Here is a 14,859-nt window from a genome sequence, read left to right as displayed (position 1 = left end):
GCCTTACCGCAGCCCGCCCGGCTACGCCACCATGAGTTTCGTCATGCGGCGGCAGGGGGCGGCGGGGGGCGCCTAGTCGAACAGTTTGAACAACTCGCGTCTGACCGCATTCTCCAACTCATCCTTCACGATATCCTCGGTCGAGCGGTTGTCGTCGGGTGCGATGTTCAATTCCTCCTGTATTTTCTGGCGCACAACATCCTCGGCTCGCTGCTTTTCCTCGGCAAAGTTCAGGTCGATCGCGGCGCGCAGATCGGCCTTGATCTCAGGGTCGGCCCAAGGCCCCCTAATCCGCACCGGCACCGCCAGCCCACCGCGCGACGCATTGACGCGCAGCGCCTTGGGCGTGACCGTATAGTCCAGCCTCTGCGCCCCCAGATCGACCTGCCCTGCCCCCGTCGCGTTGAAGTTCGGCAGCAGCATCAGCAGATCGTCGTTGCGCAAAACGCCCTTGGCGATGTCGAATGTCGCTTGGACGGAATCGAACACCGTGCTGCCGCCTTCGGCATCGACCGAGCCAAGCAGCGCGTCCAAGTCGATCCCCGCAATCGTGCCGCGCCCCATGGTCAGCGCGCCAGAGCCGCTGAGCGAGCGCATGATCGCGTCAATGGACTGCCCCACCCCGAGGAACGACAGTTCGGCATCGCCCGCCCCGGTAAAGCGCGTCACCCCGGCGGTATCCTCCAGCAGGTCGCGCATCTGCACGTTCTGCGCTTGCAGCTTGCCGCCCACGGACAGGCCATCGCGGTTGTTCATCACAAACTCCCCCGCAACCTTGCCGCCATAGGTGTTCATATCCTGTAGATCAAAGACCATTCGTGCGCGCTCATTGCGCAGCACGGCGCGGGTGGGGCCAAGGTCGAGCTGCCCCAAATCAATGCTTTCCGCGCTCAGCGCGATGTTCCCGTCAAAGGCGGCGAGCCAGTCGGCGTTGATCTCTTGCCGTGACCAGCCCTCTGTCTCCGCCGTGACGGTGCTGTCGGCGCCTGCGGCCTGTTCGCTTTCCTCGGACAGGGCCGAGAGGTCCAGCGCCCCGGTCCGCAGGTTTGCGGTGATCCGCGGCGTGCCGTTCAGGGCCAAATCGGCCTGCCCGGTCAGGCTGTTGCCGCCCAAATCCACCGTGAGATTGCGCAGCGACAGACGCCGATCCGCCGTCAGGGTCAGCCCAGAGCGCAGATCGACCGACCGGCCCAAACCGCGCGGCAGCGTCACAGTGCCCGCGCCGAGCGACGCCAGAAACCGCGCCGTATCGGGGCTGTCTATGCGGATATCCCCCGCCAGCGCCCCGTTGAGCGCGCCGCGCCCGTCGAACAGGGCTTCACCCCCGCCCGTCGCAACCTCCGCCCGCAGCGGCTGCACGCCGCCCTCCAGAAAATCCGCAAATCCTTCGATCCGCGCGGCAAGCTTAACCGGCTCGCTCGCTGGCGCCATGCTGACGGTGATCTCCGCCGCCCCGCCCCGTTCGGGCCAGTCCAGCGCCAGATTGACACCATCATAGCGCAGCAAGTCCGCCCCTTCGGCGTCATAGATCAGCGTGGCATCGGTCACCGTCAGCTTCTGAATGCTCAGCGGGCGGCGGCTGGCGCTCGGCGCGCTCTCGGTCTCGATCCGCGCGCCGCTGGCGCTATCGGTGAACTGCCAGCTTGCGCGCCCATCAAGACGTTGCTCTAACCGGATCACCGGGCTTTGCGCCGCGATATTGGTGATGCGTATCTCACCGCGCAAAAGCGCGCCCGCGTCCACCCCAATCGCGGCATTGGCCGCCGTCAGCAGCGCGCCCTTATCGGTCCAATCGGCATTGCCGACCTCAAGCCCGCCTGCGGTCACCCCCAGCACCGGCCAGAGCGTCACGCCCACATCGCCGGTGATCGACACCTCCCGCCCGGTCATCCGGCTGAGTTGCTCACTGGCGATCCGCGCGATCCGTTCGCCGGGCAGCAGGAACAGCGCCCCCAGCATGATCACGACGATCAGCAACAGCGCGCCGATGACCCGTATAATCCATCTCATGGCTCTCTCCTCCTGCCCGGCGGCTCTTTCCCCGCTCATCCGCTTGCCTTATAGCGCAAGCCATGAGCACAAACCCACCCAATCTGCGCCCCGACCTCGCCCCGCAGGCGAAGATCAGCGATCCCGCCCGCCCCGGCCAGCCGACCATCGGCATGGTCAGCCTCGGCTGTCCCAAGGCATTGGTCGATTCCGAACGCATCCTGACCCGGCTTCGCGCCGAGGGCTATGGCGTTTCGCCCGATTACGCGGGCGCCGATGCGGTGATCGTGAACACCTGCGGCTTTCTCGACAGCGCCAAGGCCGAAAGCCTTGATGCCATCGGCGAGGCGCTCACGGAAAACGGCAAGGTCATCGTCACCGGCTGCCTCGGGGCCGAGCCGGATTATATCCGCGAACATCACCCTCGCATCCTCGCCGTCACGGGCCCGCATCAATACGAACAGGTGCTCGACGCGGTGCATGGCGCGGTGCCGCCCGCGCCCGATCCCTTCATCGACCTCCTGCCCGCGCAGCAGGTCTCGCTCACCCCACGGCACTACAGCTACCTCAAGATTTCCGAGGGCTGTAACCACAAGTGCAAGTTCTGCATCATCCCTGACATGCGGGGCCGCCTACAATCGCGCCCGGCCCATGCGGTGATGCGCGAGGCCGAGCGGCTGGTCAATAATGGCGTCAAGGAACTGCTGGTCATCAGCCAAGACACCTCCGCCTACGGGGTCGACATCAAACATGCCGAAGACCGCGGCCACCGTGCCCATATCACCGATCTGGCCCGTGATCTCGGGTCGCTCGGCGCCTGGGTGCGGCTGCACTACGTCTACCCCTACCCGCATGTGCGCAAGTTGATCCCGCTCATGGCCGAAGGCCTCGTACTGCCCTACCTCGACATCCCCTTCCAGCACGCGCATCCGGACGTGCTGAAACGCATGGCCCGCCCCGCCGCCGCGTCGAAAACACTGGACGAGATCGCCGCATGGCGCGACACCTGCCCCGACATCACCCTGCGCTCAACCTTCATCGTCGGCTACCCGGGTGAGACTGAGGAGGAATTCCAGACCCTGCTCGATTGGCTGGACGAGGCGCAGCTCGACCGGGTCGGCTGCTTCCAATACGAAAACGTCGAAGGCGCGCGGTCGAACGCGCTGCCGGATCATGTGGCGCCTGAGATCAAACAAGACCGTTGGGAGCGCTTCATGGAAAAGGCGCAAGCGATTTCAGAGGCCAAGCTCGCCGCCAAGGTCGGCAAACGCCTCGACGTGATCGTGGATGAGATCGACGAAGACGCCGCCACCTGCCGCACCAAATCCGACGCGCCCGAGATCGACGGTAATCTCTTCATTGACGAGGATTTCCAGAACCTCAAGGTCGGCGATATCGTCACCGTCGAAGTCGAAGAGGCGGGCGAATACGACCTTTGGGGACGTCAGATCACCTGACGCCCCCGCGGGCTGCTCTCAGGCGTAGGCGCCTGCCGAATAGGTCAGCTCATAGCTGTGGCTATAAAGCTCGAAGACGATGCCGAACGGGTCTTCGACATAGACCATGCGGTAGGGTTTCTCGCCCGGGAAATATTCCCGCACCGGCATCCGCTGCTTGCCGCCCGCCGCGATGATCCGCTCCAGCAGACCTTCGACATCGGGGTCTTGGATGGCGAAGTGGAAGGTGCCGTGGCGCTTATGCTCCAGCTTTTCTTCGGGGGCGTAGTTGCCGGGGAACTCGAAGATTTCGATCCCGATGCCATCCGCTGTCGCCAAATGGGCGATGCGCAGCGATCCCCAGCCGGGGCCGAAGACATCGGTGCACATGACGCCGATGGCGGTGTCTTCTTCCACCGCTTCGGTGGGCTGCATCACGACATAGAACCCGAGAACTTCGGAATAGAACTTCACGGCGGCGTCGAGGTCCGGCACGGACAGGCCGATGTGGGAAAAGGTACGGGGGGTGGTCATATGCGGTCTCCTGTTTGCGTTGAGGTTGAGATAGACAGGCGCACCCCACATGTGAAATTATCAAATCTCATCGAAATCATAACGAACCGTTTGCCATGCTGAACGCCACCTGGCTTGAGACCCTCACCACCCTTTGCGAGACCGGCCATTTCACCCGCACGGCGCAGCGGCTCAACATGACCCAGCCGGGGGTGTCGCAGCATCTGCGCAAGCTGGAAGACCAATTGGGACAGCCGCTGATCGCGCGCGAGGGCAAAAGTTTCACCCTGACCCCGGCGGGCGAAGCGCTGTTTGAAACCGGCCTTGCCCGCCGCCGCGAAGAGCAGCGCCTGCGCGAACGCATCGCGACCGACCTGCCCGACCGGGGCGTGGTGCATATCGCCTGCTCCGGCAGTTTCGCCATGCTGCTTCAGCCGCTGCTGCTGGAGTGGATGGCCCAAGCGCCCGACCTCTCCCTCCATCTCGAAGCCGCCCCCCAAGCCACAATCCGCGCCGGGCTGCTCGATGGGCGGTTTGATCTGGGCGTGCTGGCCGATGACCCGGCCCATGCAAGGCTAGAGGCCCGGCATCTGGGGCGCGAGGAACTTTGCCTCGTGCTGCCGGTTAATGCATTGGAACAGATAGAAAGTTTTGCCGATCTCGAAAGCCGGGGCTTCATCGCTCATCCCGATGGCTTCGCCTATGCCGACGATCTGCTCCAGTTAAATTTCCCGGACAGCTATCCGGGGGCCGACCGGATGCGCCTGCGTGGCTATGTGAACCAGATCGGCCAGATCCCGGCGGCGGTGGCGCGGGGCGTGGGCTATACGCTTTTGCCCCGCAGCGGGGTCGAAACCTTTGCCGCCAAGGACCGGCTCAGGCTGCTGCCTCTGCCCAAGCGGCGTTGGCATGACCTCTGGCTCGCCTCCCGGCGCGGGCGGCCCCTGCCCGCGCGGATGGTGAAGACGGCGGACCTGATCGCAGAGGCGGCGGAACAGCTACGATAGCGCACGCATCACAGATATTGCGGAACAAAACACCCCCGCTACTAGATATACCACCATGGAAGGGCGAGATTGCGGAGAGACTTGAACATGTTCCCTTTCTGTTCTATATGTAGAACGCAGTAGCAGAGGAATGACCACATGTCTTTTCAACCTCAGTTTCCCGGCATCTTCGACCTTGAGCAGCAAGGTCGCCCGCCCCGTGGCAGCGATAGCGCGCAGCCCAAACAGGCCGACCGCCGCATGCCCGCGACCGAAAAACAGATGCAATACGCCCAGTCCCTCGCCAAGCGAACGGGCGAAGAGCTTCCCAAAGGCATCGAAGCGGATCGCGCGGCGGTCTCGGAATGGATCGACGCCCATAAACCGCAAGCGTTGGAGGGGCCCTTTGCCGCCTACCCGTCCGCCAAACAGGTCGCTTTTGCCGAACGCATCGCGCGGTTGAAACGCCGCGATGTCCCGCAGGAGTGTTTTCGCGACAAAACCCTGATGTCGCGCTGGATCGACGGCAACAAACCGCGCTGATCCATCGGGCCCTGCGCTTTACCTTTCGTCACCCATGGCAGGGTGCGGTTTCGCTGCTACCTTTCTGTCATGGGCTATCCGACCTCCATCGCTGAGACTTTGGCCGACGGCACCGTGCATGTGCTGAGCCTTGGCTTCGCCATTCCCGCCAGCATCCTTTTGATGATCCATGCCGCCGGGCAAGAGGGGCAATTGACCGCCACGGCGATCTACGCAGGCTGCATCCTTGCCTCTTTCACTGCATCTGCCGTCTACCACCTGCTGCCCTTCGACCGCAGCCGCGCCTTTCTGGGCCGGGTCGATCATGCGGCGATCTACTTTAAGATCGCGGGCACTTATACGCCGCTGGTGATGGTGATCGGCTCTGGCTTTGCCTATGGCATCCTTGGCGTGGTCTGGGCGCTGGCGGTGATCGGCGCGGTGGCCAAGCTCTGGTTCTGGCGCACCGATGCGCGCGGATCACTCGCGCTCTACCTCGGCATGGGCTGGCTCTCGGTGCTGCTGATCTACCCGATGTGGCACAATCTGCCGGGAGCGGCACTGGCGCTGGTGGCCGCGGGCGGGCTGACCTATTCGGCGGGTACCTTGGTCTATGCCCATCCCGGGATGCGCTATCAAAACGCGATCTGGCATGTCTTCGTGCTGGTCGCCACGGCCTGTTTCTTTGCCGCCATCGCGCTCAGCCTTTAGCCCGCGGCCTCATCCAGATAGGCCCGCACGCAGGTCTGCACATGGCGAAAACGGTCGCCGCCCAGATGTTTGCCACCGTACCAGCGGGTGACGACGATCAGATGATCGGTCAGCCCCTCGCGCTCCAACATTCGCAAGATCACCATGCCCGCGCCGGATTCGCCATCGTCGCCTTTGAGCGGGCCGCCATCCGACAGGAGCACCGCCCAAGTGTTATGCGTGGCCTTCGCGTAGGATTTGTCGCGTTTGAGGTCTTTCAACGCGGCATCCACCTCGGCCCGGTCACGCGCAGGGCAGCCCGACACCGCATATTTCGACCCGCGGTCGTTCAGCACCTGCCCCAGTTTGCGCAAAGCGTTACAGCCCCGCCATTGTGCGCCGCACGATATCGATCCGGGCGTTATTGGGCGGATGGGTGCCAAGGAAACGGTCGCCGGGGTCGGGAATGCGGGTAAAGAACTCGGCGCCGCGCAGCGGGTCATAGCCCGCCCGCGCGGTGATGATCGTGCCAAGGGCGTCGGCCTCAAGCTCGAAATCCTTGGAATAACGCCGCGCGCCGACCTCTGCGCCCAATTCCTGCGCCGTGCGCACGGCATTGGCATCGCCCCCGCTGAGCGTGGCGAGACCGGCAAAGATCACCGCCCCCGCCATGGCGTTTTGCTGCTGCCGTTCAATATGGCCCGCGATGTGATGCGCGGCCTCATGGCCCAAGACGAAGGCAAGCTCATCCTCGTTGCGGGCATCGCCGATCAGCGCGAGCGTAAAGGCCACGATCGGGCGGCCATTTTCATCCAGCGTTTGAAAGGCGTTGGCCGGTTGACCGGGGCGGTCGTCGACCACGATATTGAAATCACAGTTCATCCCCGTCGTCCGGTTGCGACACTCCCGTTCGGCCACGGGTTCAAGCGTGCGGACCACCTGAACAAAGCTCCGCGCCGCCGCGCTCGCGCTCAGCCGCGAGCTCGCCTGCCCCGTGGTCTGCGGCCTGTCGGCCGGGATCGGCCCTGTTTGGATCGGTGCCACCTCACAGGCAGAAAGCAGGGCGATGACGGCAAATGCGCCAAGGGCATTAAACAATTTCACGGCTGATCCTCGCTCGGGGCTCCTTGAGCCACCTGTCTATCATGACGCCCTGCCGCCGCCACCCCCGTTCACGGCGCTTTGACACCCCACGGCGGTCTTGCGCTTGGCGTCACAAACCCTGTCTTGCACTCGTGAGCACATACCCTGTCTTGCGCGCGCGAGCACAAAGCCTGTCTTGCGCTCGCGAGCACAAAGCCTAATGTGCCCTCATGTTTACCATCGAGCATGAATTTGACGCCACCGTCATCACCCTGATCGACGAATCCGACGCCCCCCTGCGCGAGGACGTCACCGTCTCTGCCTTTGCGGGACAAATCACGATCGAGCAATGGGACGCCCGAACCGACCGTGTGGCCAAGATCACCCTGTCCCCCGCGCAGCTGAGCGATCTGACGGCGGCACTGAACCTGCCCGAGGGCATCTACCGAAGCAATTCCTGAGGATCGTCACATGGCCACCGGCACAGACATCAAGACCTATTTCAACGGCGCATGGCACGACGGCGATCTGCCCACCATCAAGGCCGCCGATCACGGCGCATGGCTGGGCACCACCGTTTTCGACGGGGCGCGGCTGTTCGACGGGCTGGCCCCCGATCTTGAGGCGCATTGCGCGCGGATCAACCGCTCAGCCCGCGCGCTGATGATCACCCCCACGGTCGAGACCGAGGATATGATTGAGATGTGCCGCGAGGGGCTGAAGAGCTATTCGCGCGATCAGGCGGTCTATATCCGCCCGATGTATTGGGCGCTGGCGGGTGACGAGCTCGGGATCGTGCCGCGCGAAGGGGCCACCGGCTTTGCCATCAGCCTTGAGGCCATTCCCATGGCCCCGCCCGAGGCCGCGACCACCCTCACCCGCACCCGCTTCCGCCGCCCGGTACTGGAGGATAACGTGGTCAATGCCAAGGCGGGCTGTCTCTACCCCAACAACGCCCGCATGATGGTCGAGGCGCGCGCCAAAGGGTTTGGCAACGCCCTGGTGGCCGATGCCATGGGCAATGTCGCCGAAAGCGCCAGCGCCAACGTCTTCATGGTCAAGGATGGTGAGGTTTTCACCCCCATCCCCAACGGCACCTTCCTTGCCGGGATCACCCGTGCGCGGCATATGTCGAACATGCGCGAGGCGGGGATGAAGGTGCATGAGACCGTCCTGAGCTTTGACGATTTCCACGCCGCCGATGAGGTCTTTCTGTCGGGCAATATGATGAAGGTCACGCCTGTCAGCGCCTTTGACGAGACGCAATATGGCACCGGGGACAACCAGAACCCGGTCACGCGCCGGGTGCGTGAAATGTATTGGGATTGGGCCGCAAGTCAGCGCGGCTGAAGGCCCGGACGGCAGCGGCGCGCAAAAGCAATTGCCAGCGCCGCCCGCCCGCGCCATGATCGCACCGCACCGGGAGGAGGTGCGGAGAGAGGGTTTGATGCGGAAATTCCTAGTGGTGTTGGACGATAGCACCGAATGTTTGAATGCCATGCGTTTCGCCGCCCTGCGCGCGGCGCGCACGGGGGGCGGCGTGGCCGTGCTTTCGGTGATCCCGCCCGAAGAGTTCAACCATTGGATCGGCGTTGGCGACCTGATGCGCGAAGAGGCCCGCGAACGGATCGAGGTGCATTTCGAGGTCTTCGCCAAATGGATGCGCGACAAACAGGGCGTCGACCCTGAGCTGATCATCCGCGAGGGCGAACCGACGGATGAGATCATCCAGCAGCTGTCCGACGACCCCGACATCGGCGTTCTGGTGCTCGGCGCCAGCGGCGACCGCAAGAAAGGCCCCGGCCCGCTGGTCACGCAATTGTCGCGCTCTGCCGGTGCCCTGCCCGTGCCGATCACCATCGTGCCCGGCGATCTGAGCAAGGAACGGCTCGAAGCGATCACCTAAGCGCTCTGCCGCCCGCCTAATGCCCGGCGCCACAATTTAGAACGGTTCTAAACCTTGACTTGCCGCCCGCGCAGGCGCATATCAGGAGCCACGCCGAAAGCGAGGTACACCCCATGTTCATCCAGACCGAATCCACTCCGAACCCCGCAACGCTCAAGTTCCTGCCGGGTCAGACCGTGCTGGAGATGGGCACCGCTGATTTCCCCTCCCCCGAAGCCGGGGCAACCTCCCCGCTGGCCCAACGGCTCTTTGCGGTCGAGGGCGTGACCGGCGTGTTCTTCGGCACTGATTTCGTCACCGTGACCAAGCAAGACGCGGTGGAATGGGACCATGTGAAACCCGCCCTGCTCGGCGCCATCATGGAGCATTTCCAGTCCGGCGAGCCGGTCATGGCCTCTGACCACCAGCCCACATCCGGCCACGCCGCGCATGACGGCGAAGACGGTGAAATCGTCGGCCAGATCAAAGAGTTGCTGGACAGCCGCGTGCGCCCCGCCGTGGCCCAAGACGGCGGCGACATTACCTTTCACGGATTTGAGCGTGGCGTCGTCTATCTGCATATGCAGGGTGCCTGCGCCGGTTGCCCCTCTTCGACCCTGACGTTGAAAATGGGCATCGAGAACCTGCTGCGCCACTACATCCCCGAGGTCACAGAGGTGCGCCCGGTTGCCTGAGCATGGCGCAAGCGGGCCGCTGATTCTGGCCTTTGACACATCGGCCGCGCATTGCGCGGCCGCTTTGCTGTCGGGCGATCGGATCTTGGCCTCCCGCACTGAGCTGATGACCAAGGGTCAGGCCGAGCGGATCATGGTCCTTTGCGAGGAATTGTTGAGCGAGGCCGGGCTGGCCTATGCCGACCTCACCGCGCTTGGCGTCGGCATCGGACCGGGCAATTTCACCGGCATCCGCATCGCCGTTTCTGCCGCCCGTGGGCTGGCGCTTGGTCTTGGCATCCCGGCAGTCGGTGTCGATGCCTTCGACGCGCTGCGCGAAGGCCATGACGGCCCCTGCGCCTGTGCGGTGGATGCCCGCCGCGATCAGGTATTCCTGCAAGGCTTTGACAACCCCGGCATTTCCGCGCCCGCGCTTCATGATGCCACAGCCCTCCCGGCCTTCACCGGCCCGCTGATCGGCGCGGGCGGAGAGCCGCCAGCGATGCCTGTGGCCGAAGCCATCGCCCGCATCGCCGCGCGCCGTTTTGCCAGCAATCTGCCGCGGCCTGCGCCGCTTTACCTGCGCCCCGCCGATGCCGCCCCCGCCCGCGACGCCGCCCCGGTGCTGCTGCCGTGACACCGGCGGCCCTCGCCGCGCTCCATGCTGCGGCCTTCACCCAGGACAGGCCGTGGCAAGAGGCGGAGTTCGCAGGCCTGCTCGACAGCCCCTTCGTGCAGCTTTTCACCCGCCCGGGCGGCTTTGCCCTGACCCGCACCATCGCGGGCGAATCCGAATTGCTGACCCTTGCCGTGGACCCTGCGCAGCAACGCCGGGGGCTGGGCCGGGCCCTGTTGCGCGACTGGCTGGCGGCCCTGCCCGCCGACTGCGAAAGTGCCTTTCTCGAAGTCGCTGCCGATAATCTGCCCGCCCGCGCGCTCTATGCGGATCAAGGTTTTGCCCAAATCGCCACCCGCCGTGCCTATTACGCACGCAGCGGCGTTCCACCCGTAGATGCCTGCATCCTGCAACGCGTCTTGACCCATGGTCACGCTGGCGATCCGGGCGGCTTGCCCTCAAAAAGCGGTTGACCCTACCCCCCGCCTGCGCCCTAGATTATACTTGATCACATGATCCACAAACGCCGTGGCGGCAGCATCTGATTGACCGCCCGACACCACAACCCGGGAGACACCAAATGACCCTCATGACGAAATTCCTCGGCGCTGCTGCGGGCCTCGCGCTTACCGCGGGCGCGGCAGCGGCTGAACCGGCGCTGATCTTCGACCTCGGCGGTAAGTTCGACAAGAGCTTCAACGAAGCGGCCTTCAACGGTGCCTCCCGCTGGGCCGAAGAAACCGGCGGCAAATTCGCCGAGATCGAGATGCAGTCCGAAGCGCAGCGTGAGCAGGCCCTGCGCCGCTTCGCCGAATCCGGTGCCAACCCGATCATCACCATGGGCTTCGCCATGGCCGATCCGCTGGCCACCGTCGCGCCCGACTATCCCGACACCAAGTTCGCCGTGATCGACGTGAACTGGCTCGACCTGCCCAACGTGCGTCAGGTCAGCTTTGCCGAACATGAAGGCTCCTACCTCGTCGGCGTCATGGCCGCGATGGCCTCCGAGAGCGACACCGTGGGCTTCGTCGGTGGCATGGACGTGCCGCTCATTCGCCACTTCGGCTGCGGCTATGCCCAAGGCGTCAAGGCGACCAACCCCGACGCCACTGTCATCGCCAACATGACCGGCACCACCCCCGCCGCGTGGAACGACCCGGTGAAGGGTTCCGAGATCACCAAGGCCCAGATCAACCAAGGCGCTGACGTGGTCTATGCCGCCGCGGGCGGCACCGGCGTGGGCGTGCTGCAAACCGCCGCCGACGAAGGCATCCTGTCGATCGGCGTGGACAGCAACCAGAACCACCTGCACCCGGGCAAGGTCCTGACTTCCATGCTGAAACGCGTCGATGTCGCCGTCTATGACGCGATGATGGCGGGCGAAGACCTCGAGGTCGGCGAAGTCGTGACCCTTGGCCTTGCCGAAGAAGGTGTTGGCGTTGCCATCGACGAGCATAACCAAGATCTCGTGACCGAAGAGATGAAGGCCGCTGTCGACGACGCGCGCCAGAAGATCATCGACGGCGAGATCAAAGTGGTCTCCTACTACGAGAACGACAGCTGCCCGGCACTGGACTTCTGAGCCCGATTTATCCACAATCGACCCCCGGGGCCGCGCCGATCATCGGCGCGGCCCCTTTTAAAACCCCACAGCGTGACCGGGGCAGCGATGGACCAACGCCAGATCAAGGGCTGCAACGCCCGCAGGACCTTTTGACATGACCGATACCGCCCCCGCGATCGAACTCAAGGGCATCTCCAAGGCCTTCGGCCCGGTACAGGCCAACAAAGATATCTCCATCCGCGTCATGCCGGGCACGATCCACGGCATCATCGGCGAGAACGGCGCCGGTAAATCGACGCTGATGTCGATCCTCTACGGCTTCTACAAGGCCGACGCGGGCGAGATATACATCGGTGGCCGCAAGACCGAGATCCCCGACAGCCAGGCCGCCATCGCCGCCGGCATCGGCATGGTGTTCCAGCACTTCAAGCTGGTCGAAAACTTCACCGTGCTCGAAAACATCATCCTTGGTGCCGAGGATGGCCGCCTCTTGAAGCCCTCGCTGTCGAAGGCGCGCAAGACGCTGATCGAACTGTCGAAGGACTACGGCCTCAACGTCGACCCCGATGCGCAGATTCAGGACATCGGCGTGGGCATGCAGCAGCGTGTGGAAATTCTGAAAGCGCTCTACCGGCAGGCCGATATCCTCATCCTCGACGAGCCCACCGGCGTGCTGACCCCGGCCGAGGCCGACCAGCTCTTCCGCATTCTCGGGCGTCTGCGCTCCGAAGGCAAAACCATCATCCTGATCACCCACAAGCTGCGCGAGATCATGGAGATCACCGACACCGTGTCGGTCATGCGCCGCGGCCAGATGACCGCCACCGTGAAAACCGCCGAGACCTCGCCCCAGGAACTGGCCGAGCTGATGGTCGGGCGCAAGGTGCTCTTGCGCGTCAACAAAGAGCCCGCCACCCCGGGCGACGTGATCCTCGACATCAAGGGCCTGCGGGTGGTCGACGACAAGGGCGTCGAGCGGCTGCGCGGGATCGACCTGCAGATTCGCGCCGGCGAAGTGCTGGGCCTTGCGGGCGTTGCGGGCAACGGCCAATCGGAACTTTTGGAAGTGCTGGGCGGCTATGCCGACGGCACCGGCAGTGTCACGCTCAACGGCACCCCGCTGGACCTCTCGGGCAAGAAAAGCGACGGCCAGTCGCGCCGCGCGCGCGGCGTGGCCCATGTGCCCGAAGACCGCCAGCGCGAAGGTCTGATCATGGATTTTCAGGCTTGGGAGAACAACGTCTTCGGCTACCACCACGACGACCGTTTCAACAGCGGCATGCTGATGGACCACGCGGCGATCCGCGCCGATGCCGAGGACAAGATGGCCCGTTTCGACGTGCGCCCGCCCGACCCGACGCTGGCCGCCAAGAATTTCTCGGGCGGCAACCAGCAGAAGATCGTTCTGGCGCGCGAGATCGAGCGCAACCCCGACCTTCTGCTCATCGGCCAGCCCACCCGTGGTGTCGACATCGGCGCGATCGAATTTATCCACGAGCAGATCATCGCCCTGCGCGATCAGGGCAAGGCGATCCTGCTGGTCTCGGTCGAGCTTGAGGAAATTCTCGCCCTGTCGGACCGCATCGCGGTGATGTTCGACGGGCAGATCATGGGCGAACGCGCCGCCGATCAGACCGACGAAAAGGAGCTTGGGCTGCTGATGGCAGGCATCACCGATACCGAGAACGAACACAGCGTGGCCGAGGTCGAGGCCAATCTCGCCCGGGCGGGCGGCGACGCGCGCAAGGAGGTCTGAGATGGACGTGATGCCGAAATGGGCCGAGGTGATCCTCGTGCCGCTGATCTCTCTCCTGCTGGCCGCCGTGCTCTCGGCGCTGGTGATCCTGTCGATCGGCGAAGACCCGGTCGCGGCGGTGAACCTCATGGTCAAGGGCGCGCTCGGCTCGACCTATGGCTGGGGCTACACGCTCTACTACGCCACCAACTTCATCTTCACTGGTCTTGCCGTCGCCGTGGCCTTCCACGCGCGGCTGTTCAACATCGGCGGTGAAGGTCAAGCGATGCTCGGCGGCCTCGGTGTGGCGCTGGCCGCGCTCTACATCCCCTGGCCGCATTGGACGCTGGCACTGATCGGTTGCGGCGTCATGGCCGGTCTTCTGGGCGCGGTCTGGGCCGCGATCCCCGGCTGGCTACAGGCCAAGCGCGGTTCCCACGTCGTGATTACCACGATCATGTTCAACTTCATCGCCGCGGCGCTGCTGAACTACGTTCTGGTGAACCTTATGCGCCCGCCGGGCAGCATGGACCCGGCCAGCGCCCGCTTCCCCGAGGCCGTGCATCTGCCGACCCTGCACGAACTCCTTGCCCCCCTTGGCATCGCCTTCTCCAAATCCGCACCCGCCAACGTCTCGCTGCTGGTGGCCGTCGGCGCATGTGTGGCGATCTGGATGCTGATCTGGCGCACCCGTCTGGGCTATGAAATCCGCGCCTACGGCCATTCGCAGCCGGCGGCGAAATACGCGGGCATCTCGCCCGTGCGCATCACCATGATCACGATGATTATCTCGGGCGCGCTGGCGGGGCTGATGGCGATCAACAACGTCATGGGCGAAAGCGAACGTCTGGTGCTGAACGCGACCGAGGGCGCGGGCTTTATCGGCATCGCCGTGGCGCTGATGGGCCGCTCGCACCCGGTGGGCGTCTTCTTTGCCGCCCTGCTCTTCGGCTTCCTCTACCAAGGCGGCGCGGAACTGGCGCTCTGGACCTCGATCCCGCGCGAGTTGATCGTCGTGATCCAGGCGCTCGTGATCCTCTTCACCGGCGCGCTCGACAACATGGTGCGGATGCCGCTGGAGCGTCTCTTCTTGATGTTCCGCCGCCCCGGCCCGCCCAAACCCGGCCCCCGCAGCGCCCAGTCGGAGAGCGCGGAATGAGCCCCTA

17 protein-coding genes are annotated in these 14,859 nt (G+C 64.5%); 13 read left to right on the top strand and 4 right to left on the bottom strand.

Annotation, left to right across the window (positions count from 1 at the left end):
• Nucleotides 1–72: 72 nt before the first annotated feature.
• Complete coding sequence (locus FCK22_RS10810) at nt 73–2,010, bottom strand: AsmA family protein (protein WP_136720416.1); 1,938 nt, start codon at nt 2,008–2,010, stop codon at nt 73–75.
• Between the two features lie 62 nt (nt 2,011–2,072).
• Here FCK22_RS10810 and rimO point away from each other — a divergent pair, with 62 nt between their 5' ends.
• On the top strand, nt 2,073–3,446 hold the full coding sequence (gene rimO / locus FCK22_RS10805; RefSeq protein WP_067261543.1) for a 30S ribosomal protein S12 methylthiotransferase RimO: 1,374 nt from the start codon (nt 2,073–2,075) through the stop codon (nt 3,444–3,446).
• An 18-nt stretch (nt 3,447–3,464) separates the two neighbouring features.
• Here rimO and FCK22_RS10800 read toward each other — a convergent pair whose 3' ends face one another.
• On the bottom strand, nt 3,465–3,959 hold the full coding sequence (locus FCK22_RS10800; RefSeq protein ID WP_067261541.1) for a lactoylglutathione lyase family protein: 495 nt from the start codon (nt 3,957–3,959) through the stop codon (nt 3,465–3,467).
• A gap of 95 nt (nt 3,960–4,054) precedes the next feature.
• Between FCK22_RS10800 and FCK22_RS10795 the strand changes: the two genes are divergently transcribed.
• The 3 genes from FCK22_RS10795 (at nt 4,055) to FCK22_RS10785 (ending at nt 6,157) form a co-directional block, all read left to right on the top strand.
• Nucleotides 4,055–4,945, top strand: coding sequence for a LysR family transcriptional regulator (locus FCK22_RS10795; protein WP_136720415.1), 891 nt, complete (start codon nt 4,055–4,057; stop codon nt 4,943–4,945).
• A 138-nt stretch (nt 4,946–5,083) separates the two neighbouring features.
• Nucleotides 5,084–5,467, top strand: coding sequence for a hypothetical protein (locus tag FCK22_RS10790; protein ID WP_082851951.1), 384 nt, complete (start codon nt 5,084–5,086; stop codon nt 5,465–5,467).
• A 69-nt stretch (nt 5,468–5,536) separates the two neighbouring features.
• Nucleotides 5,537–6,157: a hemolysin III family protein gene (locus tag FCK22_RS10785; protein WP_067261538.1), complete on the top strand. Its 621-nt coding sequence runs from the start codon at nt 5,537–5,539 to the stop codon at nt 6,155–6,157.
• Here FCK22_RS10785 and FCK22_RS10780 read toward each other — a convergent pair.
• Complete coding sequence (locus FCK22_RS10780; protein ID WP_067261536.1) at nt 6,154–6,510, bottom strand: YigZ family protein; 357 nt, start codon at nt 6,508–6,510, stop codon at nt 6,154–6,156. The two genes, FCK22_RS10785 and FCK22_RS10780, sit on opposite strands and share 4 nt — an antisense overlap.
• A gap of 4 nt (nt 6,511–6,514) precedes the next feature.
• Nucleotides 6,515–7,240, bottom strand: coding sequence for a M48 family metalloprotease (locus tag FCK22_RS10775; RefSeq protein ID WP_067261535.1), 726 nt, complete (start codon nt 7,238–7,240; stop codon nt 6,515–6,517).
• Between the two features lie 209 nt (nt 7,241–7,449).
• Here FCK22_RS10775 and FCK22_RS10770 point away from each other — a divergent pair, with 209 nt between their 5' ends.
• The 9 genes from FCK22_RS10770 (at nt 7,450) to FCK22_RS10730 (ending at nt 14,852) form a co-directional block, all read left to right on the top strand.
• The gene (locus tag FCK22_RS10770; RefSeq protein WP_067261534.1) at nt 7,450–7,680 is read left to right on the top strand and encodes a hypothetical protein; all 231 of its coding nucleotides are present in this window, start codon (nt 7,450–7,452) and stop codon (nt 7,678–7,680) included.
• 10 nt (nt 7,681–7,690) lie between these two features.
• Entirely contained in the window at nt 7,691–8,569 is an 879-nt protein-coding gene (locus FCK22_RS10765; protein ID WP_067261532.1) for a branched-chain amino acid aminotransferase, read from the top strand.
• Between the two features lie 97 nt (nt 8,570–8,666).
• Nucleotides 8,667–9,125 carry a universal stress protein gene (locus FCK22_RS10760; RefSeq protein WP_040700546.1) on the top strand — a complete coding sequence of 153 codons (459 nt, stop codon included), beginning with the start codon at nt 8,667–8,669 and terminating at the stop codon, nt 9,123–9,125.
• A 113-nt stretch (nt 9,126–9,238) separates the two neighbouring features.
• On the top strand, nt 9,239–9,799 hold the full coding sequence (locus FCK22_RS10755; protein WP_067261530.1) for a NifU family protein: 561 nt from the start codon (nt 9,239–9,241) through the stop codon (nt 9,797–9,799).
• Nucleotides 9,792–10,415, top strand: a complete 624-nt coding sequence (gene tsaB / locus FCK22_RS10750; RefSeq protein ID WP_136720414.1) for a tRNA (adenosine(37)-N6)-threonylcarbamoyltransferase complex dimerization subunit type 1 TsaB — start codon at nt 9,792–9,794, stop codon at nt 10,413–10,415. The genes FCK22_RS10755 and tsaB overlap by 8 nt, the downstream gene beginning before the upstream one ends.
• Nucleotides 10,412–10,867, top strand: coding sequence for a GNAT family N-acetyltransferase (locus FCK22_RS10745; RefSeq protein WP_067263583.1), 456 nt, complete (start codon nt 10,412–10,414; stop codon nt 10,865–10,867). The genes tsaB and FCK22_RS10745 overlap by 4 nt, the downstream gene beginning before the upstream one ends.
• Before the next feature lie 107 nt (nt 10,868–10,974).
• Nucleotides 10,975–11,976, top strand: coding sequence for a BMP family ABC transporter substrate-binding protein (locus tag FCK22_RS10740; protein WP_067263570.1), 1,002 nt, complete (start codon nt 10,975–10,977; stop codon nt 11,974–11,976).
• A gap of 136 nt (nt 11,977–12,112) precedes the next feature.
• On the top strand, nt 12,113–13,714 hold the full coding sequence (locus FCK22_RS10735) for an ABC transporter ATP-binding protein (RefSeq protein ID WP_067263575.1): 1,602 nt from the start codon (nt 12,113–12,115) through the stop codon (nt 13,712–13,714).
• 1 nt (nt 13,715) lies between these two features.
• Nucleotides 13,716–14,852: an ABC transporter permease gene (locus FCK22_RS10730; RefSeq protein WP_136720413.1), complete on the top strand. Its 1,137-nt coding sequence runs from the start codon at nt 13,716–13,718 to the stop codon at nt 14,850–14,852.
• Nucleotides 14,853–14,859: the final 7 nt, after the last annotated feature.

Source organism: Sulfitobacter sp. 15WGC (assembly GCF_005068605.1).
Taxonomy (GTDB): domain Bacteria; phylum Pseudomonadota; class Alphaproteobacteria; order Rhodobacterales; family Rhodobacteraceae; genus Sulfitobacter; species Sulfitobacter faviae.
Note: the sequence above shows the minus strand (reverse complement) of the source record. Positions and strands in the feature narration are given on the sequence as shown.